This is a genomic window from Borrelia parkeri (assembly GCF_023035815.1).
Lineage (GTDB): Bacteria > Spirochaetota > Spirochaetia > Borreliales > Borreliaceae > Borrelia > Borrelia parkeri.
Map to the genome: position 1 here is coordinate 552,473 of NZ_CP073159.1, position 26,130 is coordinate 578,602.

General features: G+C 28.4%; 24 protein-coding genes and 3 tRNA genes. 13 read left to right on the forward strand and 14 right to left on the reverse strand.

Features of this window, described 5'->3' with window-relative positions; translation table 11 throughout:
• Window positions 1–14 precede the first annotated feature (14 nt).
• From bpSLO_RS02680 to fusA, 7 genes are all read right to left on the reverse strand, one after another.
• Window positions 15–87 (reverse strand) — tRNA-Glu (locus bpSLO_RS02680).
• Window positions 88–94: 7 nt separating this feature from the next.
• Window positions 95–167: transfer RNA gene (locus tag bpSLO_RS02685), tRNA-Lys, on the reverse strand.
• 96 nt (window positions 168–263) lie between these two features.
• Window positions 264–337, reverse strand: a tRNA-Lys gene (locus tag bpSLO_RS02690).
• A gap of 50 nt (window positions 338–387) precedes the next feature.
• The gene (locus bpSLO_RS02695) at window positions 388–1,023 is read right to left on the reverse strand and encodes a tetratricopeptide repeat protein (protein ID WP_025407373.1); all 636 of its coding nucleotides are present in this window, start codon (window positions 1,021–1,023) and stop codon (window positions 388–390) included.
• Window positions 1,013–1,372, reverse strand: a complete 360-nt coding sequence (locus bpSLO_RS02700) for a bactofilin family protein (protein WP_025375536.1) — start codon at window positions 1,370–1,372, stop codon at window positions 1,013–1,015. The genes bpSLO_RS02695 and bpSLO_RS02700 overlap by 11 nt, the downstream gene beginning before the upstream one ends.
• Window positions 1,373–1,451: 79 nt before the next feature.
• Window positions 1,452–2,147 (reverse strand): Bax inhibitor-1/YccA family protein, encoded by a 696-nt coding sequence (locus bpSLO_RS02705; protein WP_025375537.1) that lies wholly within the window; start codon window positions 2,145–2,147, stop codon window positions 1,452–1,454.
• Window positions 2,148–2,159: 12 nt separating this feature from the next.
• Window positions 2,160–4,235, reverse strand: coding sequence for an elongation factor G (fusA, locus tag bpSLO_RS02710; RefSeq protein ID WP_025407372.1), 2,076 nt, complete (start codon window positions 4,233–4,235; stop codon window positions 2,160–2,162).
• Window positions 4,236–4,660: 425 nt separating this feature from the next.
• Here fusA and bpSLO_RS02715 point away from each other — a divergent pair, with 425 nt between their 5' ends.
• From bpSLO_RS02715 to bpSLO_RS02740, 6 genes are all read left to right on the forward strand, one after another.
• Window positions 4,661–4,888, forward strand: coding sequence for a KTSC domain-containing protein (locus bpSLO_RS02715; RefSeq protein WP_025375539.1), 228 nt, complete (start codon window positions 4,661–4,663; stop codon window positions 4,886–4,888).
• A gap of 180 nt (window positions 4,889–5,068) precedes the next feature.
• Window positions 5,069–6,148, forward strand: coding sequence for a hypothetical protein (locus bpSLO_RS02720; protein ID WP_025375540.1), 1,080 nt, complete (start codon window positions 5,069–5,071; stop codon window positions 6,146–6,148).
• 71 nt (window positions 6,149–6,219) lie between these two features.
• Complete coding sequence (locus bpSLO_RS02725; RefSeq protein WP_025375541.1) at window positions 6,220–6,753, forward strand: hypothetical protein; 534 nt, start codon at window positions 6,220–6,222, stop codon at window positions 6,751–6,753.
• Between the two features lie 93 nt (window positions 6,754–6,846).
• Window positions 6,847–7,479 carry a hypothetical protein gene (locus bpSLO_RS02730; protein ID WP_025375542.1) on the forward strand — a complete coding sequence of 211 codons (633 nt, stop codon included), beginning with the start codon at window positions 6,847–6,849 and terminating at the stop codon, window positions 7,477–7,479.
• Between the two features lie 174 nt (window positions 7,480–7,653).
• Window positions 7,654–8,874, forward strand: a complete 1,221-nt coding sequence (locus bpSLO_RS02735; RefSeq protein ID WP_011772486.1) for a ribose-phosphate pyrophosphokinase — start codon at window positions 7,654–7,656, stop codon at window positions 8,872–8,874.
• Between the two features lie 4 nt (window positions 8,875–8,878).
• The gene (locus bpSLO_RS02740) at window positions 8,879–10,243 is read left to right on the forward strand and encodes an FGGY-family carbohydrate kinase (RefSeq protein WP_025407371.1); all 1,365 of its coding nucleotides are present in this window, start codon (window positions 8,879–8,881) and stop codon (window positions 10,241–10,243) included.
• Here bpSLO_RS02740 and bpSLO_RS02745 read toward each other — a convergent pair.
• Genes bpSLO_RS02745 through bpSLO_RS02770 form a run of 6 tightly spaced genes read right to left on the reverse strand, consistent with a single transcriptional unit; the run spans window position 10,226 to window position 15,460 of the window.
• A complete protein-coding gene (locus tag bpSLO_RS02745) occupies window positions 10,226–10,930 on the reverse strand; it encodes an SPOR domain-containing protein (protein ID WP_025375544.1) in 705 nt (234 codons plus the stop codon). The two genes, bpSLO_RS02740 and bpSLO_RS02745, sit on opposite strands and share 18 nt — an antisense overlap.
• A complete protein-coding gene (gene coaE, locus bpSLO_RS02750) occupies window positions 10,931–11,527 on the reverse strand; it encodes a dephospho-CoA kinase (protein WP_025375545.1) in 597 nt (198 codons plus the stop codon).
• Entirely contained in the window at window positions 11,506–14,265 is a 2,760-nt protein-coding gene (gene polA / locus bpSLO_RS02755) for a DNA polymerase I (protein ID WP_246989769.1), read from the reverse strand. The genes coaE and polA overlap by 22 nt, the downstream gene beginning before the upstream one ends.
• Entirely contained in the window at window positions 14,262–14,660 is a 399-nt protein-coding gene (locus tag bpSLO_RS02760; RefSeq protein ID WP_246989771.1) for a hypothetical protein, read from the reverse strand. The genes polA and bpSLO_RS02760 overlap by 4 nt, the downstream gene beginning before the upstream one ends.
• Complete coding sequence (gene fliS / locus bpSLO_RS02765) at window positions 14,650–15,069, reverse strand: flagellar export chaperone FliS (RefSeq protein ID WP_025375548.1); 420 nt, start codon at window positions 15,067–15,069, stop codon at window positions 14,650–14,652. Before fliS ends, bpSLO_RS02760 begins: the two co-directional genes overlap by 11 nt.
• A gap of 10 nt (window positions 15,070–15,079) precedes the next feature.
• Window positions 15,080–15,460 (reverse strand): response regulator, encoded by a 381-nt coding sequence (locus bpSLO_RS02770; protein ID WP_025407370.1) that lies wholly within the window; start codon window positions 15,458–15,460, stop codon window positions 15,080–15,082.
• Between the two features lie 215 nt (window positions 15,461–15,675).
• Here bpSLO_RS02770 and ligA point away from each other — a divergent pair, with 215 nt between their 5' ends.
• Window positions 15,676–17,682, forward strand: coding sequence for an NAD-dependent DNA ligase LigA (ligA, locus tag bpSLO_RS02775; RefSeq protein WP_025407369.1), 2,007 nt, complete (start codon window positions 15,676–15,678; stop codon window positions 17,680–17,682).
• A 2-nt stretch (window positions 17,683–17,684) separates the two neighbouring features.
• Here ligA and bpSLO_RS02780 read toward each other — a convergent pair whose 3' ends face one another.
• A complete protein-coding gene (locus bpSLO_RS02780) occupies window positions 17,685–19,955 on the reverse strand; it encodes a hypothetical protein (protein WP_246989773.1) in 2,271 nt (756 codons plus the stop codon).
• Window positions 19,956–20,210: 255 nt separating this feature from the next.
• On the opposite strand from bpSLO_RS02780, the gene bpSLO_RS02785 reads away from it, so the two are divergent.
• The 6 genes from bpSLO_RS02785 (at window position 20,211) to crr (ending at window position 26,115) form a co-directional block, all read left to right on the forward strand.
• Window positions 20,211–22,076, forward strand: a complete 1,866-nt coding sequence (locus bpSLO_RS02785; RefSeq protein ID WP_025407368.1) for a hypothetical protein — start codon at window positions 20,211–20,213, stop codon at window positions 22,074–22,076.
• The gene (locus bpSLO_RS02790; RefSeq protein ID WP_025407367.1) at window positions 22,063–22,524 is read left to right on the forward strand and encodes a hypothetical protein; all 462 of its coding nucleotides are present in this window, start codon (window positions 22,063–22,065) and stop codon (window positions 22,522–22,524) included. Before bpSLO_RS02785 ends, bpSLO_RS02790 begins: the two co-directional genes overlap by 14 nt.
• Window positions 22,521–23,384, forward strand: a complete 864-nt coding sequence (locus bpSLO_RS02795; RefSeq protein ID WP_025407366.1) for a consevred protein — start codon at window positions 22,521–22,523, stop codon at window positions 23,382–23,384. Before bpSLO_RS02790 ends, bpSLO_RS02795 begins: the two co-directional genes overlap by 4 nt.
• 160 nt (window positions 23,385–23,544) lie before the next feature.
• Entirely contained in the window at window positions 23,545–23,805 is a 261-nt protein-coding gene (locus bpSLO_RS02800; protein WP_011772499.1) for an HPr family phosphocarrier protein, read from the forward strand.
• 15 nt (window positions 23,806–23,820) lie between these two features.
• Window positions 23,821–25,542 carry a phosphoenolpyruvate--protein phosphotransferase gene (gene ptsP, locus bpSLO_RS02805; protein ID WP_025375556.1) on the forward strand — a complete coding sequence of 574 codons (1,722 nt, stop codon included), beginning with the start codon at window positions 23,821–23,823 and terminating at the stop codon, window positions 25,540–25,542.
• Window positions 25,543–25,545: 3 nt separating this feature from the next.
• Window positions 25,546–26,115 (forward strand): PTS glucose transporter subunit IIA, encoded by a 570-nt coding sequence (crr, locus tag bpSLO_RS02810; RefSeq protein WP_025375557.1) that lies wholly within the window; start codon window positions 25,546–25,548, stop codon window positions 26,113–26,115.
• Window positions 26,116–26,130 lie beyond the last annotated feature (15 nt).

The window sequence follows — 26,130 nt, forward strand, 5'->3', positions numbered from 1 at the left end:
AGATTCTCTATTTACATCCTCTAGGGGAATTGAACCCCTGTTGCCAGGATGAAAACCTGGAGTCCTAGGCCACTAGACGAAGAGGACAAAAAATTGAGCTCAGTAGGGCTCGAACCTACGACCCTCGCCTTAAAAGGGCGATGCTCTACCAGCTGAGCTATGAGCCCTTAAATAATTAAATTTGCCAAAATTAATTATACCATTTATTTCATAATATGTCAATACCTTGAAATAAATAAGATTCTTAGCTTAATTCATGTAAGTGAGCTGCACAGGACTCGAACCTGTGACCTGCGGGTTAAGAATCCGATGCTCTGACCACCTGAGCTAGCAGCCCTATATTTATTAATAAACTAATAAATAGGATAAATGCTTACAAATATAATGTCAAGGATTATGATTGTTTTTTTCTATCTTTTTTAGCAGGTTTTTTGCTTCTAAATGATTGGGATTTAAGGTTAGCAATTTTGTTAGAATTTCTTTTGCTAAGATTGTATTTTTTGCATTAAACCTTGCTTTTGCAAGCTTTAATAGTATGTTTTGATTATTTGGCAAAAATCTTAAAGCATTTTCGTATGCAAAATCAGCTTCATTATATCTTTCAAGTTTGTAAAAAGAATCTGCAATTAAAATATATACCTTAGCTATTCTTGCTCCATTAGGCTCAAGACTAATATATTTTTGAAAATGTTTAAGAGCGTTTTTATATTGTCCTTGAAAAAAATAGGCTTCTCCTAATGCTTGGATTATTCTTACATCATGCTTGTTTATTTCAAGTCCTTTGATGGATGCTAGTTCCGCTCTTTTGTATTCACCTGTTGCTATTAGACTCCATATAAGTATTACTCTTGCATCTAAATTATTTGGATTGTATTTTATTTCGTTTTGGGTATTGAGAATAGCTTCTTGAAATTTGCCTTGTCTGTAGAGTAGAAGCGAATCCTCTTTTTCTTGTGCATTTAGGAGGCTTAGGCATGAGAAAAACATGAGAATTATTTTTGAGAAAAAATTTTTATTTATCATTTTTTTCCTCCATTTCACAATTTCCGTTAAAGAGTGCCCCTGAATCTATAAAGAGTTCCTTTGTTTTAATGTTTCCGATCAAATTTCCAGTTTTATAAATTTTTATTGTCTCTAAAGCCTCTACATTACCTTTCATTGTTCCATGATTTAGGAAATTATTACACTTGATTTCTGCTTCTACATTAGCTTTTTCTCTTAGGTATATTGAACTTGTAGAATTGATGATTCCTTTAAGTACTCCTTCAATGATTATTGGTTTATTGCTTTCTATATATCCTTCAAATTCAAAATTACCCTTTATAACATTTTGGGTATTGTTTTCTTCAAATTCTAAAGTATCTATGCTCAATTTAACTCCTAAAAATGAATGCTTGATTTAAGCATTCATTTTTACTTTTAACATTAACTTTAAATTTGTCTTTTGGCTTTTAATCTTTTCTTTCTCCTAAAAATCTTAGTAAATATAAGAATAAATTTATGAAATCTAGGTAAAGCTTTAGAGAGGCTACAACTGCCATTCTACTTTTAATTTCAGTACCGTCTTCTAACATTCTATTCATTTTAGAAATATTTTGAACATCGTAAGCCGTTAGACCTGTAAATAATATGACACCTAAAATTGAGATTAAAAAATTGAGACCCGAACTTCTAAAAAATATGTTAAAAATAGATGCAATAATGATGCCCCATAATCCCATAATAAAATAGCTTCCCATTTTTGTAAGGTCTGTGCTTGTTGTGTATCCGTAAAAGGACATTGCAAGGAAAGTTAGAGCAGTAATTCCAAATGTATAGAATATTGAACTTTGAGTATATATCATAAATACAGAAGATAGTGTTACTCCTGTTAAAGCTGAGTATCCTAGAAAAAGAGCTGTTGCTGTGCCGCTTGATATTTTCTCGATTGCTCCGCTTATTGCATAAACAAGGCCAAATTGTACAAGTATCATTGCTATATATGACATTGGATTTGTGAATATTATAGCTCGCATTGCAGGATTTTCAGATGTTGTGTATGCAAATATTGCAGATATTAAAAGACCAATTGCCATTAATCCAAAAACCTGAGCCAAAAATTTGTTTTTTATCCTTATTTCTTGTTTTTCATGCGTTAATTCAAACATAATGATTCCTCCTTATTTTTGTTCGTTAAATTTTTTGCATAATTCATTAAATGTTGCACTTGGAACTTTCCCATATCTTAGGAATTCCATTGAAAATTCAGCTTTTCCTTGTGTCGAAGATCTTAAAACTGTTGAAAATCCAAACATTTCGCTTAAAGGTACCTCAGCTTCAACTTTTGAGAAATTTCCTTCTTCAACAGATCCCAAAATTATTCCTCTTCTTTGGTTTAAAAGACCAAACATATTGCCTTGAAATTCGGTTGGACCTTCAAGAGTTACTCTCATTATTGGCTCGAGTATTGTAGGTTTTGCCTTATTATAAGCTTCTCTGAATGCTCCTATTGCTGCAAGTTGGAATGCAATGTCTGATGAGTCAACAACGTGATATTGACCATCATTAATTGTGACTTTAATCCCGACAATTGGGAAGCCGATTAAAGTTCCCTTTTCCATAGCCTTTTGGAATCCTTTGTCACATGATGGAATGTATTCCGTTGGAATTACTCCACCTTTTATAAGATTAACAAATTCATAAGTTTGTCCTTCACTCTCAAGTGGTTCCATAAATCCAGCAACTCTTCCAAATTGACCTGCACCTCCTGATTGCTTTTTGTGAGTATAGTTAAATTCTGCTCTGTCTGTAATGGTTTCTCTGTATGCTACTTGAGGCATTCCTGTTTCAACTTCTGCTTTAAATTCTCTTCTCATTCTTTCAATGTAAACTTCTAAGTGTAGCTCACCCATTCCTTGTATTATTGTTTCTTTTGATTCGGCATCTACATAAGTTTTGAATGTAGGGTCTTCTTTAGTGAACCTTGCAAGAGCTTTTGCCATGTTATCAGCTGATTTTTTATCTTTGGTTTTTATTGATAAAGATATTACTGGTTCTGGAATGTACATTGATGTCATTGAATAATTAATTGAAGGGTCGCAGAATGTATCTCCTGATGCGCATTCTATCCCAAATAATGCAACAATATCCCCACTGCTTCCAAATTCAATGTCTTCAGTGTTATTAGCATGCATTCTAATAAGTCTGCCAACTTTGAATTTCTTAGAAGTTCTTGAATTTATTAGTTCTTGTCCTTTTTTTAAAATCCCTTGATATATTCTTACATAAGTTAATTGTCCGTATTGTCCATCTTCTAGTTTAAAAGCCAGTGCTACAGTTGGTAAGGTTTCATCAGTTTTAAGTTCAATTTCTTTTTCGTTTTCGTTTAAGTCAAGAGCCACATTTTTGATGTCATGAGGAGAAGGCAAAAATCTATTTACAGCGTCAAGTAAAAGTTGAACACCTTTGTTTTTATAAGCAGAACCCATAAATACGGGACAAAATTTTAAAGCCAAAGTACCTGTTCTAATGGCATCATATATTGTCTCTACAGCTATATCTTCTCCTTCCATATGAAGTTCCATAAGTTCATCATTAAAATCAGATAGAGCATCAAGCATTATTTTTCTCTTTTCTTCAGCCTCATTGATTAACTCAGCAGGAATTTCCTTTTCTATAATTTCTATTCCATCTTTGCCTTCAAAGTAATAGGCTTTCATTAAAACAAGATCCACAACTCCCATGTGTTTATCTTCAAGTCCTATTGGAATTTGCATTAAAACTGAGTTTAAACCAAGCTTATCTTTAAGCTGATCTTTTACATTGTTAGGATTTGCTCCGGTTTTGTCACATTTATTTACGAAAGCAAGACGTGGTACATTATATCTTTTTAATTGTCTGTCAACTGTAATTGATTGAGATTGAACCCCTGCAACAGAGTCAAGAACAAGTATAGCGCCATCTAGCACTCTAAGTGAACGTTCAACCTCAATTGTGAAGTCAACGTGACCTGGAGTGTCAATGATATTTATTGGATGGTTTTTCCATTCAACGTGAGTTGCAGCAGATGCAATTGTGATGCCCCGTTCTCTTTCAAGTTCCATTGAATCCATTGTTGCTCCAACCCCATCTTTTCCCTTTACTTCATGAATGGCGTGAATTTTGTTGCAATAAAAAAGAATACGTTCTGTGAGTGTTGTTTTTCCTGAATCAATGTGGGCACTAATACCTATGTTTCGCAATTTTTTATAGTCCATGGAATATTTTTCCTCCTGAGTGATGTATATACTTAGAACACTAATTATCCTAATTATTTTACATAATTTTTAAAAAAAAGTCTATTTTAAACTGTTTTGGTCGATTTTGACTTAAGGAAGTTTCATTGTCTAAAAAGTTAAGTAATATATTTAATTGCTTTTTTAGCAGGGGATTTTTCGTATTGAATTTATAAAATTAAATTAATTTTAATTTAATTATTTTTCAATTGCAGCTTGTGAGAAAGTCCAGTTATTTATAGACTTGCTTGACTAAATTTTATTAAACATATACAGTTAATTATAAGGAATATATCATTTAGTAAATTTTGATTTCATTGATTAAAAATGCTTAATATTTAATGAATTTACTCTTTCTTTACTTTATATTTTATACTCCTAAGAATTAATTATTGGAGGATATAAGTTTGAATACTTTAACAATATCTCATGAATTGAGTAAAATATGTCAGGTTGATTATGATTCTGCATTGTCTGAACTTTCTGTATTTTTTAAGGACGGAAGAGCCTATAAATATTTTAAGATTGAACCAAGGCACTTTAATATAATATCTAAGCTTGTACAAGAGAAAAGATCAGTTGGTAAATATTTAACGGAACATATATTTAATAAGTATGACCAAGAAAAGCTTTAATTTTAGTTGTTGACTTAGTTATTTAAGAAGGGTTCTTAATGTATAGGAATCCTTCTTAATTTTTTTCCTTTAAATTGATAATTGGGAAACAATATAATTTGATTTAAAAAGTAAATTTGGATTGTATTTTTTTTGCAATAAATGTTATTATAATATAATTATCTTGTAAGGGCTTAGGATATGAAAAATTTTTTAATTATTATAATACTAGTTTTGTCTTTTAGTACATCTTATGCTAAGTTTGTATATTTCTCAGCGGGTTTTAGTACACAAATTAGTCTTGAGTCATTTTCTTTATTTAATAGAAAAACTGGCACAGTTTTAGATAAATTGATAAGTTTTGAATTGTTTACTATCTTGACAAATTTTCAAAATAATTTTCTTAATCGTTTAAGTGAATTTGAGGACAGTGCAGCTGTTTTGTATAGTTCTTTTCAAAATAATTTAAGTCTTCTCATTAAGCTGTTTAAGAATAGAAAGGAGCCAAATTCACAGTTGGATAATATGGATGATTCGGATTTGAATGATTTAGACTCACTTGTGAATAGTACTCATGATTTGAGAAAATTTTTGCGTGAATTGAGTAAGTTAAACAACAAGGTTACGCTTCAGAAATTAGGTGAGACTGGATCGAGTATAAGAAAACTTTTAGTTGATTTAGAAGAAACGGCAAAACGTGCTATTGAGTTAAAAGAAGTAATATTTAGTCAATTAAATGAGTTTGGAATTAGTAATCAAGATGATTTTTTGAGATTATGTGAAGAAATTTCTACTCCAGGGACTGTTTTAAATGATGCTTTGCGGCAAAAATTGTCACCTTTATTTAGTACTGGTTTTCAGGGTTATTTTCAAATTGGTCTTCCTATTGCTACCAGTAATTTTTATTATGGATTTGAACTTGGATTTGGTGTGAATCTTGGAAGGATGATGTTTCCTAATTTAAACCTTTTAAAGGCTTCCTATCCTGTTAAGTTGGGTTCAGGAATAATTCCAAGATTATTCATAAAATATGATATTTATTATTTAGCAGCTACTTTATTTTCAGGTTTTGGTGATAGATCTTTAGTTGTAGATCCTGTTTATACAGGGAATTTAATTGGTAATGGCAGAGTAACCAATCCTTTTAATGTTATTGAGACAGGTTTTAGATTGAGATTAGCCTTTCTTAGTTTTGAATCGTCATTATTATTTTCTATTAATGATTTTAAATATAGAGATTTAAGGGCTGGCCTTGGATTTGAGATTCCAGTAGTTATTTAGGCATTGATATTGATTGATGTTTGATTAAAATTTTAATGTTTACTTTAGTCTAGTATTTGGGTTTTGCTTTGATGTATAAGGGGTTATTTTTTTTCTTTTTTTATTTTGTATTGTCTTGTAAAACTCTTGCTCAAGATTATCAAACTATTTCAGATGAGTATTATAAGCTTGCCAAATTAAATGAGGAGCTTGGTAATAATCAGGCATCCGTTGAACTTTATGAACAAGCTATTAAATTTAATTCTAATGTGAATGATGCGTCTACTTATAATTTTATTTTGGCTTATATCAATTTGAAGAAATATGATGAGGCTGGATTAAAGCTTGAATCTTTATTGGAAAATGATCAGGACAATATTTTGTTAATTAATTTAAAAGCTTATCTATATTTTAGAAAGGAAAATTTAGAAGAGGCTTTAAAATTTTATTTAAAAACTTTGGAAATAGCACCTGCTAATCAAGAAGCGTTATTTAATGTTTTTTATATTTATCATTTAAAGAAGGACATGGAAACTGCAAAGAAGTATATTTTAAAATATAAGGAATTAAAATATACAATTCCTTCTAATGCAAGTGAGATAGTTTCGTCCGTTTTGGAGGATTAAAGGTTGAAGATTGTTTTATGCTAATTTTGGCATTTGTTTTTTAATGATCTTAATATGCAAATTCATTTAAATATTTTGGGGGACTTAAGTGTTATGCAGATAAAGATTTTATTTTTGAGTTTATTGATATTTATTACAAGTAATGCTTTTTCGGATGTTGATTTCGAACTTAATTTGGGAGTTGGTCTAGATTTTCCGGTTAGTACTATTTCAAACTTTTATAATACAGCTTTATATATTGGTGAAGAACTTGAGAGTAATATGTCTGATTTATCGAGAGAAAAAATTGTTGCAGATTTTGCAGATATGGTTAACATTGCTAAGACAGGTTTAACTTATGGGGGATATTCTCAAATGGGAGCAAAATTTGATGATTTTTTTTCACTTGGTTTTGAACTTGGATTTAGTTTTAATGTATTGAGGTATGTTAATCGTAAGGGGCGGTTGAATGATATTTTTTCATTCATTGCAGCTATTGAATCTAGAGTTTATACAAGGTTAGATTTTTTTATTGGATCTGTTGCATTATTTACTGGACCTAGAGTTAATATGGCTACCCCTTTTAGGGATTCCATCATCGATGAATATAATATTTTTGGTTGGGATCTTGGTGCAAGATCTACATTTGCCTTTTTGGTACTTGAGGGATATTATTGTTGGCATATTCAGAATAATAAGTTTTCTGATTTTAAGTTTGGTATAGGTTTTGAGTTTGGAGTTATTTAGGTGGATAATAAATTTTTGCATTTTTAATGCTTATTGCATTGGCTAGTTTTAATTTATTCATGATTAAAATTGTTACTGTTTTAACTTTAGAGATTTTCCTTAATCTTGTGTGAATTATTTGTATTGATGTACAATGAAGTAAAGAGTTTCTGTTTGAAGTAGGGAGTTTTAAAATTGGGTTTGCTTATTAAGAAATCAATAGGAATTATTGCCTGTCCCGGTGGAAGAGTATTTGCAGATAAAATAATGGAAGAACTTAAAAAAATATTTTTAGATAGTGAGAGTGAAGTTATTGAAAAAATTTCGCAAACTTCTAGTTGTTTCAAAGAAGATGTCTTGAAGCTTGAAGAAATTTTGTCTCCTTTTTTAGAAGGACTTGAATTTTCTAACTTAAGATTTGATGAGTCTGTGGAAATTCCTGTAAACTTTGTTAAGTTTGCTAATGGTGAATTTAAGGCAGAAATTTTAAAAACCATAAGAAATAAAGATATTTTTATTGTGCAAGATGTTTCTAATACTTATCCAGTTAATGTCAATAATAATGAAAAAGTAGTAATGACAATTAATGATCATTTAATGAACTTGATGACCACAATAGATGCATGCATGCAGGCTAAGGCTAATTCTGTTAGTGTTATCATTCCTTCTTATCCTTACTCGAGGCAAGATAAAAAGCATTCAAGAGAAGGTTTAACAGCAAGTCTTTTTGGAAGATTTTTAGAAGAATTGAGAGTTAAACATATTTTAACGCTAGACATTCATTCAAAAGCGATTGAAAATGTTTTTAGAAAAACGTATTTTGAAAATTTAAATGCATCTTATGAAATTTTTGATGCTTTAGCTGAATTAATAGATATTAGGGATTCAAGTTTGGTAGTTGTTTCTCCTGATACAGGTGCTGTGAATAGGAACAAATTTTTTGCATCTAATCTGAAAAGGCCTTTAGCTTTGCTTTATAAGGAAAGAGATTATTCAAAGGTAACGCATAATGTTAACGATTCTAATATTTCTGTTACTAAACTTTTAGGAGATGTTGAGGGTAAAAATGTTTTTATGAGTGATGATATTTTGGCTACTGGTGGAACCTTAATTAAGGCTGTGAAACTTTTAAAAAGTATGGGGGCTAAGAAGATTATATGTGCAATAAGTCTCCCATTTTTTAATGGAGATGCAATTAGATATTTTGATAAAGCTTATGAGGAAGGCTATTTTTATAAAATAATTGGGACAAATGCTGTGTATCATGATGATAGGCTTATAAGTAAACCTTGGTATTATGAAGCTAATGTTGCACATCTTTTTGCAGGTGCAATTTTTGCCATTCACAATAGGGTTAGTTTGCAAAAAATTCTTGATAGAAGTCATGACATTCAAAATTTGATTTCTAAGAGTTAATTTTATGGATGTACTCAGTATTGATATTGGTACTAGTACTTTAAAATCCGCTTTAATTAATTCTCATCATGGGGTTTTAGAGAGTTTTGATGTAAATTATTTTGATCATTTCAATGTTGATTTTGAAAACTTTGATTATAAAATATGGCTTTTTGCTTTCAAGAGAATAATTTCTAATTTTAAGTATAAAAAAATAGATTGTATTTCTATTAGTGGTATTTCCCCATGTCTAATAGCTCTTGATTCAAATTTGGTTCCTTTGGAAGTTTTACATTGGAATTCTTCTAAGGTGGTTGGTAACTTTAGAGGAAAATCATCTTTCTTACCTTTTGTGCTTAGCACAGTTGAGAGGGGAGTTTATGAAAAGGTTAGATATTTTGTATCTTGTTTTGAATATTTTATTTATTTGCTTACAGGTAATCTGATTACAAGCTATCCAAGTCTGTCTTATATTCCTTTTATTTGGAATGATATTGAAATAAGAGAGCATAATCTTGATACAAATAAATTTCCCCCTTTCTTAAGGATGGGAGAGGTTGCTGGCCGGGTTACTAATAGTGCTAGTATTGAATTTGGCATTGATAGTGGAATAGAAGTAATTAATGCTGGAATAGATTATTTAAGCGTGCTTATTGGCAGTGGGGCATTCTTTTCTGGAATTGTATCAAATAGAACAGGTACAAGTGAAGGTTTTAATTTTATCTCAGATGCATATTTGTCAGACTTTTCTTTGGTGTATCCCTATTTTTTAGATAATTTATTTGTTATTGGAAGAATAGTTCCTTCTGGATACTTATTTCAATTGTTTAAAGATAGATTCTTTAAAAAGAAAAAATCTTTTGAGGAATTTTTTGAAGAGATTTCTAGAGTATATGATTCAGGTAATGTTTATTTTTATTTAAGCAAGAGGGAGCTTTTTTCTGATCATATTTTAATAGATTCGCAAATAAGAGATAATTTGAGTAAAGGTATTTTTGGAAAAGTAGATAATCCTTTACAGATAGGAATTGCAATTCTTGAAGCCTCTTATTTTTCCTTTTACAATAAAATACTTCAGCTTAAATCTTTTAAAAGGGATGTTTTAGACATTTTTGTGAGTGGTTCTAATTCAGATAATTTGTTTTTAAATGAACTAAAAGCGAATATCATTGGTAAAGATTTAAAGATGTTTGAATTTAAACATGCCGAGATTATCGGTAATGCAATCTTGGCTTTTTGTTGCTTAGGGGAGTTCGATAGCTTGGATAAGGCATTTAAAAAGCTTGCTAAATTTAAAGAGATTATATCCTTTAATGCTAGTATGCATGATGTTTATTTAGAGAAATATCATAAGTATGTTTCTAATTTTAATTTATTTGTTAATAGTTAATATGTAAGCATCCTTAAACTCACTTGAGCCTGATATTTTATTGAGATCGAGTTTTGCCTCTGATATGGTTTTGTAAGGTCCAGATCTGACTCTATAGGTGTCTTTATCGTTTATTGTTGCTGAATAGATTTTTGCATTTATTTTATATTTTATCAATTCTTGAATATTGTTATCAGCAGAGATTGGATCTGAGAGTGATGCAAATTGTATGTAGTATTCTTTTCGAGGGTCATATTTGTTTTCAAAGTTATTGTTTTTTTGTTCTTTTTTGTTTTCTTGCTTTGTCTTTGCAATTGTTTGTGTTTTTTGCAATTTTTCTTCTTTTTTGTGTGTGTTTGTAGTTTTATGTTGATTTATGATTTGTGGTTCTTTTTTGTTAATAATTTTTTTATTATTTTGATTTATACTACTATTGAAACTTTTATCTTGTTTGATATCTTGTGTGAGGTCAATTATGATTTCATTTGGCTTATCAGTTATTGCTAAAGTATCTTCATTATTTTCACTTGCTATAACTTTTTCATCTTTTGTTTCTTGTAAAATAATATTTTTACCCGCAATTTCTGAGGCTAAGTTTTTATTTGGGAAGAAAATAATTATTCCAAGAAATATAATTGTACAAACAGTTACAATTGAAGTTAATGCTACTAAAAATCCTTTGTTATTATTTTCATTAAAATCTCTCATCTATGTTACCTCTTTCATCTTTGTCCTAATCTCATTTTTTAGATATTCATAGCTCTCATTGTTAATTATATTTATTATTTTTGAATTTAGAATATTTTTATTTAAAAAAATATCTTTTTGATACGTAAGAATATTTATAATCAAATTTTCATCAATATTGCGACTTGATCTGAGTCTTTTTTTTATTATCTCATCATTTGCTTTTGTTATAAATATATGCCCGCAGAATTTTGCAAGATTTAATTTAAAAAGTAGTGCAGCATTAATTATAATTTTATCAAATTTTTTCTTTAATATTACTTGTTCTACTTCTTTATATATAAGGGGATGTGTTATTGCTTCTAATTTTTCTAGTTTTTTCCTGTCATTAAATACAATATTTCTCAATTTTATTCTTTCTATTTCGTTTTTATTATTTAATATTTGTTTTCCAAATATCTTGACTACTGTGTCTTGTTTTGCGTGTAGGGCTATGTGTCCAATTTTATCTACATTTATTTCGTGAAAACCATATTCACTGCTAATGATTTTTGAAACGGTATCTTTGCCAGTTGATATTCTACCAGTTATGCCAATTATCGATGAATTTCTCCCCATGATTTTCCAGTCTCAATATTTACTTTTAGAGGAAGTTTTAAAGGATAGGCATTTTCCATCATTTCTTTGATTATTTTGTTTACTTCTTCACATTCTTGTTCGGGCGATTCGATTAGCATTTCATCATGTACTTGTAAGAGTATTTTTGCCTTTAAGTTTTTACTTTTAAGTTCATTATATACTTTAATCATTGCGATTTTCATTATATCAGATGCACTGCCTTGAATTATACTATTTATTGCTATTCGTTCAGCTCCTGAGCGTTCTGAGTAATTTTGACTATTAATTTCTTTTATATATCTCCTTCTTTTAAGAAGAGTTTCACTGTATCCATTTTTTCTGACAAAATCTATTTGATTTTGTATAAAAGTTTTTATTTTAGAATAAAGATTGAAGTATGAATCGATGAACTTTTGAGCTTCTTCTCTTTTAATAGACAGTTCTTTTGAGAGCCTAAAGGATGACATTCTATAAATTATTCCAAAATTAATTGATTTTGCTATTCTTCTCATGGAAGATGTTACTTTTTCCTCATCTACTTTAAAGAGTTGCGATGCTGTTTTTATGTGAATGTCTTTTTTATTTTTGAATGCCTCAATTAATGATTCGTCTTCTGAGAGATGGGCTAGTATGACAAGTTCAATTTGTGAATAGTCAGCAGAAATAAAAATATTGCCTTTCTCAGGTTTAAATGCTTCTCTTATTTTACGTCCTTTTTCATCTTTGATTGGAATATTTTGTAGGTTAGGTGAGGTACTTGAAATACGACCCGTTGCTGTTTTTGTTTGTATAAAATTTGTATGTATTTTGTTTGTTTTTTCATTTATAAACTCTATTAAATTATCTGTATATGTATTTTTGAGTTTTGCGATTTGCCTATATTGTATGAGTTTTGGTATAGATTCATGTTGCTCTTTTATTGTCTCTAGTACCTTAATGTCTGTTGAATCTTGCTTGACATTTTGGGGTAGTATTAGATTTAATCTTTCAAATAAGACCGTATGTAGTTGTTTCGTTGAATTTAGATTAAATTCAATACCTATACTTTTTATTATCTCATTTTCAATTAATTTTAATTCTTTATCAAGTTCATAGCCATATTGTCTTAGATAATCTTTATCGAGATAAATTCCATTTTCTTCCATTTCTGTAATGACATTGCTAAATGGCATTTCTATATCTGTCATTAGATTTTCAAGGTTATCTTCTTTGAGTTTTTTTGTAAAAATTTTAAATAACCTGAAAGTAATATCAGCATCTTCAGCAGCGTAATTGGAGGCCATCTCAAGTGGTATGTCTTTTAAAGTACCATTTTGTGCTACTATTTCTTCGTACCTGATATTTTTATGCATTAAATATTTTTCTGCTAAGAAATCAAGAGATACTTTTGTGTTTGGATCGATAATATATGCTGCTATCATTGTATCAAAGTAAGGTGGGATTACATTAAATTCATGTTTTTTAAGTATTTTGTAATCGAATTTGTAGTTTTGACCAATTAACTTAGGTTTTGCTTTAAAAAATTCGTTGAATTTTTGGATTATGTATTCTTTTTCAATAGTTTTTTTTTCTTTAGTTTCTATAGGAATATAGTAGCTTTCAAATTCTTTAAATGAAACTGAAATTCCTATTATTTGCGCTTCATGGACATTAAGAGAAGTTGTTTCTGTATCTATTGCTATATAGTTTGCTTGTTTTAGTTTTTCTATTAGTAAGTCAAGTTGTTCTTTTTTTAATATTGTTTCATATTTGATATTTTCTTCTTGTATTGTTTTAAGAGCATTTGAATGTGATGTTGTTGTTTGTAAAATATCTGTGCCTATTTGATTTATATTGGTTTCAAAGAGCGACTTTTGTGTTTGATTTGTAGCATATCTTTTTTTTAATATAGTCTTGTAAGATTTAATTAGGGTTGTTGCAGAATATTCTTCAAATAATGAAAGGATGTCTTCTTTTAAGTTTTCCAGTTTAAATTCTTCAAGTGCTGGCAATTCTAGATCTTCTACAAGACTAATAAGTTCATAACTTAAAAAGGCATTTTTTCTCTCTCTTAGTAATATTTCTCTATATTTATTGTTGATAGAATCTAAATTATCGTATATTCCATTTAATGTTTGAAATTCATTTAGTAGCTTAGCAGCTCCCTTTTCCCCAATTCCTTTGATACCTGGTATATTATCTGATCTGTCTCCAACAATGGATAAATAATCTTTGATTTGGGATTTATTTACTCCAAATTTTTTCATCACATAATCATTATCCATTTCCACAAAGCTACTATTCTCGATTTTAAGTATTTTGGTTTTAGCCGACATCAGTTGTAATAAATCTTTGTCTGGAGAAATGATATAAGTTAAGTAATTGTTGCTTTCTGCTTTTTTTGCAAAGCTGGCTATAAGATCATCAGCTTCGTATCCTTGTATTTCGAACATTGGGATGTTTGCTTTTATTAGACTTTCTTTGATCCAGTAAATTTGTGGAATTAAATTATCTGGAGGAGCATCTCTTGTTGCTTTGTAACTTGGATACTTTTGTTGTCTAAATGTTTGTGTCTCTGAGTCAAAAGTTACAATTAGATTGTCTGGATTTTTCTCTTTTATTATGAAAAAAAGAGTTTTGAAAAAGCCAATAAATGCATTAACATTTTCTCCTTTGCTATTTGTTAAAGGATTGTTTTTCATTACATGATAGTTTCTAAATATTATATTTAAGGCATCAATTAGGTAAATTTCTTTCATATTTTTATATCTATTAAAATTGGGTTATTGTATTTAAAGAGAGTTTTAGAAAATTGTGTCTTTGGTATTGTTGTCTTTTGAGCAAATAGACTTTTTAAAGTTTTGTGTGTATTGTGATATTGAATGCATATTTTTTCTTTTAAAAAGCAAGTGTCCCCAATTAATTTTTTAATTTCTTCTTGCATTTGTTCTTGTCCCTCTAGCCATGAATTTATGGTTATATAATAATTATTGATTGAATTTAAGCTTAAATCCTTTGCAGGATTTGTGGTATTTAATATGTTTAGCATTCCTTTATTGATTTTTTCATTTTCAAATTCTAGAATAGCTTTTAATTTTTTTAGTTCAAGTATTAAATCTTTTAAATATATTTTTAATATTCTATTAGTTGACAATATTGATTCCTAATTTCTTGTTAATAATATTATTATCTTTTTTAAGCAATGCTTTCCAAGCTGTGTGCAGATTTTTAAGATGCTTTAAAACTTCTTGAATATTATCCCTATTTTTTTCTAATGTAACATTTTCTAATGTTTTGTTTAAAAAAGAATATATTGAGAATAAGTTATTTGAAATATCTCCACCATCTTCAAAATTTAGTGTGGACATTAATTCAATGATGATATCTTGTGCATGGTAAACTTTTTCATCTGCTTTTGCTGTACTAGTTGGATCTTTACTTTTATAAAATTCTTTGGCAAGCTCTAAATCTTGTATTGCTTTCTCATAAAGCATTACCAATATTGATATAGGACTTGATGTATTGATTTGTGTTTTTTTATAGATTTCTTCTTTTGCTATCAAGGATTTTCTCCTAGTTTAATCTTTTTATTTGTTCTGCTATTTGCTCTTCTTTGAAAGGTTTTGTAATATATCCTTTTGCTCCAAGTTCTAAAGCTTTTGCAATGAGTTCTTGTTTTCCAAGTGCTGTAACCATCAATACATTCATTTTTCGTGCAAGTTTTTCGTTAACTTTATTTATTTTTTCAAGGGCTGTAATGCCATCCATGCTCATCATTGTTATATCAAGAGTTATCAGATGAATTTCTTCCTGTTTTTCGAATTCTTTAATAGCCTGTATTCCATCTTCTGCTTCAAAAAATTCGTTAAAGCCTAGTTTTTTCAATATCTTGATTAAGTTTTTTCGCATAAAAATAGAATCATCAACTATTAAGGCCTTTTTATTTTTTTCCAAACCCCACTCCTTACTTAATTTTAACATGATAACATATTAAATATCATTTAATATAAATAAAGATATCATGCATAATTATCTATTTTGTATTTTACTTTAGATTTTAAAATGAATTAGTTTATTACTCAATAACTTATCCCTGAAAATTTATATTTTTATTTACATTATTTTGTTAAAATATAATGTAAATTTTGGGTAGATTCAATGTTAAATTTATGATCAAAGATATAGAAGATGAAATTTTATGTTTAAGATATAATATCAGAAAATGGAATAAAGAATATTATGTTGATTCCTCACCCAGTGTGAGTGATTTGACTTATGATAAAGCTCTTTTAAGACTTCAAGATTTGGAAAGTAAGTATCCTGAATATAAAACTTTGGATTCTCCCACTCTTAAATTTGGAAGCGATCTTTTAAATAATTTTGAAGAGGTTAAACATTCTTTCCCTATATTGAGTTTGGATAAGGCTTATGATATTAAGGGATTATTATTGTGGATTGAGAAAATGGTCTTAGAAGGTTCTAGTTTGGGGTCTTATACTGGCATCTCAGTTGAACCCAAAATTGATGGGTGTTCAATTGTTCTCTATTATAAAGATGGAATACTGAAGAGAGCTTTGACTAGGGGAGATGGAAGGGTTGGTAATGATGTTACTGAGAATGTTAGAACAATTAAAAATGTTCCTTTGTCTATTGATGAAAAGGTTGAATTGGTATTGAGGGGTGAAATTTATATTACTAAGGAAAATTTTTTGAAAATAAATCACACATTAAAGAATCCTTATCTTAATGCTAGAAATTTAGCCTCAGGTATACTAAGAAGAATAAATAGTAGAGAAGTTGCTAGTTTTCCTTTAGATATTTTTGTTTATGATATTTTATATTCTAGTTTGGGATTGAGTACTAATCATGATGCGTTTGATAAACTTAAGAAATTTGGATTTAAAATTAATCCTTTTTGTAAATTTTTTGGTGGTAAAAACTTAGAAGAAATTACTAATCATGTTAAAAAGATAGAGATGCAAAGAAATTCTTTGGAATATGAAATTGATGGTGTTGTGTTGAAAGTTGATAGCTTTATTTTAAGGGAAATTTTAGGATATACGTCGCATCATCCGAAGTGGTCAATAGCTTATAAATTTGAATCTTGCACAGGCGTAAGCAAAATTGTTGATATAGTCGTTCAGGTTGGCCGCAGTGGCAAAATTACTCCTGTTGCACATGTGGAGAGGGTATTTGTTGCGGGAGCTTTTATTACTAATGCAAGTCTGCATAATCAAGATTATATAGACTCTATTGGCTTAAATGTTGGAGATGTTGTTGCGATTTCAAGACGTGGAGATGTAATTCCTGCTGTTGAATTGGTGGTAGAAAAGCTTGCGATTGGTAGTTTTAAAATTTCTAGTAATTGTCCTTCATGTAAAATGGCTTTAATTAAAGAGGGTTCACATCTTTTTTGTGTAAATAAACATTGTCCTTATCGAATAATTGAGCAAATAAAATATTTTTGTAGTAAGAAATGCATGAATATTGTAGGACTTTCAGGGAAAACAATAGAGTTCCTTTTTGAAATGAAGTTTATATCTTCGGAGATTGAGCTTTATACTTTAAATTTTGATAGACTTATTAATTTAAGGGGTTTTGATCTTAAGAGAATAGATAATTTAAAGCGTTCAATTAGCGATAGTAAAGGTAGGCCATTTAGAAAGTTGCTTCTTGGTATGGGAATTAAGGAGCTTGGAGCAAATACAATATTGGTTTTAATTAATAACAATTTAAACTCGTTTGATATAATTAGTACTCTTTGCAAAAATAAAGAGGTTGCTCTTGCCAAACTTTTAAAGATTAAGGGAATAGGTGAGAGAATAGCTTTAAATATTATTGAAGCTTTTAATGATAAGACTATTCTTGATAAGTTTATTTTTTTTAAAGAATTAGGGTTTAAATTGGAAGAATGTAATACTAATTATGCTGTGGATGATTCTTTTTTATTTGGCAAAAATTTTTGTATTACAGGTTCTTTTAAAGGGTATTCTAGAGATGTTCTTATTGAAAAGATTATTAAAAAAGGTGCTATTTTCAATAGGGCAGTTACTAAGAGTTTAGATTTTTTACTTGTTGGAGAGAAACCTGGATTAAAATTGAAAAAAGCCAATAATTTGGGAATTAAAACCTTTGGTCTTTCTGATATTAAAGATTTTGTGGATTTAGGTAATTAAATTTATTTTATTATTCTTATCTTTTTAAATTCAGATGCTAGGTTTTTGTATAGAGTTCCTATCTCATTTGCATGTTCTACTTTTATTAAGTTTCTGAAAAATTTTTCTTTATGTTTGAGTGATGGGTTAATGAAATGGGTTTTAACATTATATTTTGGGATTAATTTGTAAATTTCTTGTGCTCTATGTAAATTTTTTGTTGGTTCTATTTCAATGTAATATCCGTTAGATTTTTTAAAATCAAACTCACTGCTTTGATCTTTAAAATTATAATTGTTTGAATGTGTATCTGGATATATTGTAAATTCAGCAGTTTTTATTACAGTTCTTTTATGTGGTGTTTTTTTATTGTTAGAATAAAATTCCTTTTTTTTGTATTGTGATTCTCTGTTGTCATGTGTGAAGAGGTCTTTGTTTTTATATTTTGTAAATTCTTCTTTAAGTGTTAAAATAGCATTTTCATTATTCGTTAATTTTTCATCTAATATATTTATTTTGTTTTGCTTTTGTTGCATTATATCTTTATTCTCTTCATATAATTCTGCATTTTTATCAATTTTGTCTTTTAGTGCATTGATTACTTTTTCTATTGAAGATAAATTGTTTTCGATATTTTTTAAACTAGTATCATGATTATTTTTTAAGTCTATTAATTCTTTTTGAAATGCTAATAAGGTATCTTTGTTATTATTGATTTTGTCGTCCAGCTCACTTAATTTGTGAGTATTATTGTTAAGAGTATCTTTGTTGTTATTGATTTTATCATCCAGCTCACTTAATTTATGAGTATTGTTGTTAAGAGTATCTTTGTTGTTATTGATTTTGTCGTCCAGCTCACTTAATTTGTGAGTATTATTGTTAAGAGTATCTTTGTTATTATTGATTTTGTCATCCAGCTCACTTAATTTGTGAGTATTGTTGTTAAGAGTATCTTTGTTGTTATTGATTTTATCATCCAGCTCACTTAATTTATGAGTATTGTTGTTAAGAGTATCTTTGTTATTATTGATTTTGTCATCCAGCTCACTTAATTTGTGAGTATTGTTGTTAAGAGTATCTTTGTTATTATTGATTTTGTCATCCAGTTCACTTAATTTGTGAGTATTGTTGTTAAGAGTATCTTTGTTGTTATTGATTTTGTCGTCCAGCTCACTTAATTTGTGAGTATTGTTGTTAAGAGTATCTTTGTTATTATTGATTTTATTGTTCAATTCACTTAATTTGTGAGTATTGTTGTTAAGAGTATCTTTGTTGTTATTGATTTTGTCGTCCAGCTCACTTAATTTGTGAGTATTATTGTTAAGAGTATCTTTGTTATTATTGATTTTATTGTTCAATTCACTTAATTTGTGAGTATTGTTGTTAAGAGTATCTTTGTTATTATTAATTTTATTATCCAGCTCACTTAATTTGTGAGTATTATTGTTAAGAGTATCTTTGTTGTTATTGATTTTATCATCCAGCTCACTTAATTTGTGAGTATTATTGTTAAGAGTATCTTTGTTATTATTGATTTTATTGTTCAATTCACTTAGGATTTGGGTTTCTGAATTGAAATATTCCTGTTCTTGAGCATGTATATCATATGTGTTTTTTTCCGGTGGATAATTATATTCTTCATTGGATATATATTCATTTTGATTTTCTTCATATTCTTGATCATTGTTGTAATGATTGTTTTTTGATTGAAGAGCATGATTAAATAAGTTTTCTTTTATGTTAATTAGATTTTTTATTTTTTCAATGATTTCTTTTAAATTTTTTGTTAAAATTTCGTATTCTTCATTCTTTTTTTTTATTGATTTTATATTTGTGTGACTTAAAAGATTTTCTATATTTTCTATTTTTTTCTCATAGTTTTCAATTCTAAGTTTTAACTTATCTATATCTTTTATGAACCAATCGTCTATATTTTCTTGTTCTGAGTAAAAATTTTTTGTGTTTAAACTTTTTGGATATTCTAACTCCTCATTTGTTAAGACATCATTTCTTGTTTTTCTGTTATCTGATACTTGAAATTGTTCTGAAACTTTAAATTTTTTTGATTTTTTACTTGGTGTATTTGAGTTGTTATCTTTTGAAATTTCATTTTTCTTATGATAAATTATCTCTTCTTCGTTGTCAAAATCTTCACTTAAGTCTTCTTTAGGGATATAAACTTTTGAGTGATTCATTATATAGTGAGTTATATTTTTTTTGGACTCTCCAAAAAGTAATGTACAAGAGAGCAACATAAAAGTTTTAGAGAGTATTGAAAGTATCTTTTTACCCATAAACACCCTGTTAATATTATTTGATATTATCATACTTTGTAGAATTTATCAAAAGAAAATATATAATATATAATAACATTGAAATAATATAATCGTTGAGTTCTATACTTTAATCTTTAGGATATCATTAATTGAGTAAATTTAATTGTTACATCATGTTTTTTTTTCAATAGTAATTTTGTTGGTATTGTGCCATAATGATACAAATAGAAGATAAATTATAAATTTTTGACTCCTTATTTTATTTAATTGTTTATGAAGCTAAAGGATATGGAAGAAGTTTGGGCTTTGCCAGTTTGTTGTAATATCAAGAATTCTATCATTGAAGATTTTAAGATTTTAGATCAATATAAAGATCAGGTTTTTAATATAAGTTATAAAGATGATATTACCTTAAAAGTAATCGATGCTTTTGATTCTAATGAATTTGATTTAAAACTTTTTGATAATAAAATAAATTTTGAAGGACAAATTCCTTTGGTTTTATATTCTGATAGCTTAGACTCTTTATTAGAAGCAGAAGCAAGTGTTGTTTTTGAATTAAAAGCCATTGAGCAAAACGATGTTTATCCTGATTCAGGATTAAAAGAATTGGGTGAGTTTAAAATTTATAATTCTTATTATGAGTTTTCAGACTGTTTGAATTATTGTAGTGATGTTATTTTAGTTAAAGTGTGCTTTAAGGATGATAGTTTAGTCATTGATGCAGACCTTGATAATATTGCACTTGTGAAGCAAATTATTAGTGATAATTTTTGTATTGCTAAAGATAAGATCATTATCAATCCTATTAATAATAATTGTGTTAATGTTTTGTTTTCAGTTTCTTTTAATGCTGTCTTACAAGGCATAATAATTGCTAAAAAACTTGGACTGAAGGTTAATGTTATTTATTATAAGAGACATTTTTTAATGTCACAATCTTTAAGCTTAAAGTTTTCAGCTGTCAATTATTTATCATCGGAAAATAGGCTTGATAAAATTATGTTAGATCTTGAAATCAACAGACCATTACACTTTTTATATAAGTTTTATTTTGATTACCTCAGGTATATTTTTGATAATTTATTTTTTGATGTGTGTATACATTTTAATTTTATATCGACTACAAGTAATGCTGTGTTTTTTTATGATAATTATTTTTTATTTGGAATCGCTGTTTATAATTTTATTTATTCAAATTTTTATAATCTTGCAGTTAGTTTGTCAATTGAACCTCTTAGTTATTTACTCAGCTATGTTAAGAGTGAATATAATGTTTTTTTTAAGCTTTTTAAAGAGATGGATTTGAAAAATTCTATCATGCGCAAGTCATCTTCTATAAGTTTAAAGAAAAAATATAATATTTTTGATGTGAGAAGAAAAGGTATAGGATTTGCCTTTTTAAATCTGGACTCTAATCTAGATTCTGCTCTCTTAGGTGGCAATCAAACTGTTTCTATGAGTTTACATAAGGATAAATTAGATATATTTATTCCTTATAAAATTATGGATATCAACTTAATGAACTATTTAAGGAATACTTTAGCTAGGACTTTTAGCTTATCTTATAGTAATGTAAATTTTATTGTTAGTGATGTTTGTATGGATGATGTTGGACTTTATAGTATGTTGATTAAAGAATCTTACATTATTGAAAGAGAAGTTTTGGCTATTAAGGATGTGCTTGTCATGATGATCGGTGAGAATTTTAAAGGAGAGTATCCTGTTGTAGCTGGTCAAGATTTTGTTATGGATATAGATAAGAAATTTAATGTTGCTTGTTCTCTTGAAATTGATATAGAAATATATTCTTTTAATATTGTGTTTAGTAATGTGAATTTTTTTGTTGAAAACGGTAAGTTTGATAAACTTAGGATAAATAATAAGCGTATATTTTCAATTTTTAGCTTGGCAGTTGATTATGTTTTTGGAAATATTACTTATGATATTGTTGATTCTGTGGATCTTGAGTTTATTGAAGATGGTGAATTTGTTTTTTCTTTTAGAATATTATTTATTGCATCTGTTTGTGCAATAAAAACAGCTTTAATCCAGGCTTTTGACTTCAATATCTGTAAGACCCCTATTGATCTTAAGGATATTTTAGATAATTGGAGTATACGAATTGATACTAATTAGTTTTAATTTAAATGGAGAGACTCTTTCAAAAAGTATTAAGCTTCCTTTAAGTACTAGAGAGCTTTTGATAAGTATTTTTTATTCAGGCAATCGAAATTTTATTGAAAATATGAATAAAAAATTCTCATTAGTGCTATTAGACTTAAAGCCTGTATATTCGTCTTTAGTTTCAGCCTTTATGTTAAATGGGCGTAGCATCATTACTGTTGAGGGATTGCAAAATACAACTTTTTATGAAACCTTAGTTAAGGTTTTATTAGAAAATGATTTTGGGTTTTGTACAAATTGTTTTTCATCTAATGCATTATTATTTTATTATCTTTTAAAACGTAAAGTTATAATTAGGACTGATATTTTAGGCTATTATCATACATTAAAGTGTAATTGTCTTGATGTTAATACTTTTTTAGATCTTTATTTGAGATTGGAAGAGTTAGAGAGGAAATGAGAGGTTTGAAGGTATATTATCCAGAAAATTTTAATACACTTGTTAATTTGTTTAAGGAAGATTCAAACAATTATATAGTTTATAATGAGATTGATTTTCATAAAAATGCTGAAATTTTTATGAAAAATGAAATTTCTGATAATTTTTTTATAATTAATAACTTTGAAAGATTTAATAAAGTTTCTCTTAAGAGTAATTTTTTGGAAATGGGACCATGTGTTACTTATGATACAATATTGCAATTTGGAGAGAGAAATATTCCAAGGTTATTTTATGAATTTATTTCAAGACTAAATGATAGGATATATCTGAATAGTATTAATATTGCTAATGGATTTTATTATAAAAACACAGTATTTGATTTATATCCTTTATTGTTAAGTCTTGATGCTCATCTTGAATTTAAAAATATTTTAACCAAAAGAACTTATACTTATAATGCTTACAGTATTAACAGGGATGATTATATACAAAGTCGCCATACTTTATTTTTAAGTAAATTAAAATTTCCAATCACAAATTTATGGAATAAGAGTTTTTGTAGCAGAATATTTGTTGATACTTTTTCATTTGATATTCTAAAAGAGGCAAACATTATTTTTATTTGCGTTCTTTTGAATATTAAAAGAGATATTATAAGTGATTTTTTGATGAAGATATTTTATAATGACAAGGTTATTACTTTAAGGGATTTTCAAGTTTTACTTCTTAATAAATCTTTACCTTTATCTTTAGTTGAAATTGAAGATTCTCTTAAGATGCTGGATAAAAATATTCGAGATGTTAAAAACTTTAGTTTAGGGGAGAGAAGTTTAAGACTTATAAAAAATTTTTATTTCGATATATTATCTAGTTTTTAGTCTTGTAAAAGTTAGCATTATTAAATAATTGCTGGTTTTTTGGCATAGTTTTAGTATAAAAGCAATAGAATTAATTTATCAATTTGTTTTTATGCATTATAATATTTATTTGTTAATAACTTAATCAAAAAATAATTATTCAAATAAGGGGCTTAAGTTTATGGTAAAAAAAGAAGCTACAATTAATGCTGTTAATGGCTTGCATGTTAGACCAGCGTCAACGTTTGTCAAAAAAGCTAAAGAGTATGCTAGTGATATAACTATTGAAGCTGATGGAAAATCTGTTAGTGGAAAAAGTTTATTTCGATTACAAACCTTAGAATTATCTTCTGGTAAGAAGCTTGTGGTTTGTGCTGATGGTGATGATGAAGAAAAGGCTGTTACTGAACTTGTTGAGCTCATTGAATCTTTTAAAGAATAGGTATGGAAGGTTTATATGACTTTATCGGGGAAAAGAATATCTAAAGGGATAGGTGTAGGAGAGGCTCTTTTTATTAAAAAGGATTTTGATAAATTTATTGATAAATCAAAAATTGCTTCTTTACAAATTGATGATGAGATAAAAAAATTTAATGATGCTAAATCAAAAGCTATATCTGCACTTAAAGAGCTTACAAAGAAGGCTGTGGCTCAACTTGGTGCTGATAAGGAAGGCATTTTTGAAGGACAGATATTAGTGATTGAGGATGATGAACTTTCTGATTCTGTTACAAGTTTTATTAAGAATGAAAATTATTGTGCTGCTTATGCTGTTTATCTGTCTTTTAAAGAATTAATTGCGAGTGTAGAAGAATATACAGATGCTTATTTAAAAGAGAGAGCTTCTGATTTTAAAGATATTAGAAATAGGCTTATTTCAAATATTTTAGATCAGGTTACTGATCTCTCTGAGGTTAAAAGAGATGTGGTTCTGATTACTGAAGAATTAACACCTTCTGATACAATGCAGGTTGATTTAAGTTATGTTAAGGGATTTGTGACTACAGTTGGTGGTGAGACTTCTCATGCTGCTATTTTGGCAAGGACAATGGGACTTCCTGCTCTTGTGATGACACCTTTGGATATTACTAAAATTAAAGAAGGTGAGCAGTTGATAATTGATGGATTGTCTTCAATAATTATTGGTAATCCTTCATCCAGTGAACTAGATAAATATGCACATAAGATATTAGAGTATAATGAGTATGAGAGAGAGCTTTTCGCATTAAAAAACCAAGATGCAAAGACAAAAGACGGTATTAAAATATCTCTGAAGGCTAATATTGGAACTCCTACAGATGTTTTTTATGTTAATAAATATGGGCTTGATGGTATAGGGCTTTTTAGGACAGAATTTTTATATATGGAGTCTGTAAAGCCTCCAACAGAGGATGAACAATTTGAGGCCTATAAGAGAGTTGTAGACACTATTGAGAAAAAAAGTGTTGTTACTATTCGTACTCTTGATATTGGAGGAGATAAGGAGATTCCATATTTTAAATTCCCAAAGGAAGATAATCCTTTTCTAGGGTATCGTGCTCTTAGGATGTATATGGACTATGAGGATTTAATACAAAGTCAATTTAATGCCATTTTTAGGGCTAGTCATTATGGCAAGATAAGAATCATGGTTCCTATGCTTACTAGATATGAGGAACTTGATATAGTGAATTATTTTATAAATAAAGCTAAAACAAATTTAAAGTCTAGGAATTTGCCTTTTGATGAAAATTTGGAAGTCGGATGTATGATAGAAGTTCCTTCAGCAGCTTTAATGGCATCTGACTTTGCTAACAAATTGGATTTCTTTAGTATTGGTACTAATGATTTAACCCAATATACTTTGGCTGTAGATCGGGGTAATCAAAAGATATCAAATTTATACGATAAATATAATCCTGCTGTATTAAGGCTGATTAAGAACGTTCTTGATGCTGGTAATAATTTTAACATTGATGTTTCTGTTTGTGGTGAGCTTGGAGGAGATGAGGCTGGAGCTTTAATTCTTATTGGGCTTGGATTTAGATCTTTAAGTATGGTTCCTAGTTCTTCACTTAGAATTAAGTATTTGCTAAGCAAATATACAATATCTGACTTAAGTGAATTGGCAAATAAAGTATTAAATAGTAAGTTAGAATCAGAGACTTTAAAATTTTTAGATAAATATATAGGAGATTAGTTTATGGGTTTTTTGGGTTTTTTTAAAAAGTCCGCTACTTTGGATTTAATAGCGCCTGTTAGTGGAAAAGTTGTTTCAATTGATAAAGTGCCAGATGAAGCTTTTGCTGAGAAGATAGTTGGTGACGGAATTGCAATTATGCCAACTGGAAGTGAGTTAGTTGCACCTTGTGATGGAAATATTGGTAAAATTTTCAAAACTAACCATGCTTTTAGTCTTGAAACTAAAGAAGGTGTTGAAATTTTTGTGCATTTTGGTATTAATACTCTTAATTTGAATGGTAAGGGTTTTACAAGAGTTGCCGAGGAGGGTATGAGCGTCAAACAAGGTGATGTTATTATTAGACTGGACCTTGAGTATTTAAAGGCTCATGCAGAGTCAGTAGTTACGCCTGTTGTTATTGCAAATTCTGATGAGGTTTCAAGCATTGAGTATGTGTTTGGAAAACTTGATGATGGTTCTGAGTATATTGTACCTTCTTCTACTATTTTAACTGAAGACATTAAAACTAAGATATCTCAGACTAAACCTGTTGAGGCAGGCAAAGATTTGGTTCTTAGAGTTAAAAAGTAAGTTCGCAAGCTTATG

Excerpts from the sequence above, each read along its gene's own strand:
- bpSLO_RS02695 (WP_025407373.1), bottom strand. The coding sequence starts at position 1,023 with ATGATAAATAAAAATTTTTTCTCAAAAATAATTCTCATGTTTTTCTCA.
- bpSLO_RS02705 (WP_025375537.1), bottom strand. The coding sequence starts at position 2,147 with ATGTTTGAATTAACGCATGAAAAACAAGAAATAAGGATAAAAAACAAA.
- fusA (WP_025407372.1), bottom strand. The coding sequence starts at position 4,235 with ATGGACTATAAAAAATTGCGAAACATAGGTATTAGTGCCCACATTGAT.
- bpSLO_RS02720 (WP_025375540.1), top strand. The coding sequence starts at position 5,069 with ATGAAAAATTTTTTAATTATTATAATACTAGTTTTGTCTTTTAGTACA.
- bpSLO_RS02725 (WP_025375541.1), top strand. The coding sequence starts at position 6,220 with ATGTATAAGGGGTTATTTTTTTTCTTTTTTTATTTTGTATTGTCTTGT.
- bpSLO_RS02730 (WP_025375542.1), top strand. The coding sequence starts at position 6,847 with ATGCAGATAAAGATTTTATTTTTGAGTTTATTGATATTTATTACAAGT.
- bpSLO_RS02740 (WP_025407371.1), top strand. The coding sequence starts at position 8,879 with ATGGATGTACTCAGTATTGATATTGGTACTAGTACTTTAAAATCCGCT.
- bpSLO_RS02745 (WP_025375544.1), bottom strand. The coding sequence starts at position 10,930 with ATGAGAGATTTTAATGAAAATAATAACAAAGGATTTTTAGTAGCATTA.
- coaE (WP_025375545.1), bottom strand. The coding sequence starts at position 11,527 with ATGGGGAGAAATTCATCGATAATTGGCATAACTGGTAGAATATCAACT.
- polA (WP_246989769.1), bottom strand. The coding sequence starts at position 14,265 with ATGAAAGAAATTTACCTAATTGATGCCTTAAATATAATATTTAGAAAC.
- ligA (WP_025407369.1), top strand. The coding sequence starts at position 15,676 with ATGATCAAAGATATAGAAGATGAAATTTTATGTTTAAGATATAATATC.
- bpSLO_RS02780 (WP_246989773.1), bottom strand. The coding sequence starts at position 19,955 with ATGGGTAAAAAGATACTTTCAATACTCTCTAAAACTTTTATGTTGCTC.
- bpSLO_RS02785 (WP_025407368.1), top strand. The coding sequence starts at position 20,211 with ATGAAGCTAAAGGATATGGAAGAAGTTTGGGCTTTGCCAGTTTGTTGT.
- bpSLO_RS02795 (WP_025407366.1), top strand. The coding sequence starts at position 22,521 with ATGAGAGGTTTGAAGGTATATTATCCAGAAAATTTTAATACACTTGTT.
- bpSLO_RS02800 (WP_011772499.1), top strand. The coding sequence starts at position 23,545 with ATGGTAAAAAAAGAAGCTACAATTAATGCTGTTAATGGCTTGCATGTT.
- ptsP (WP_025375556.1), top strand. The coding sequence starts at position 23,821 with ATGACTTTATCGGGGAAAAGAATATCTAAAGGGATAGGTGTAGGAGAG.
- crr (WP_025375557.1), top strand. The coding sequence starts at position 25,546 with ATGGGTTTTTTGGGTTTTTTTAAAAAGTCCGCTACTTTGGATTTAATA.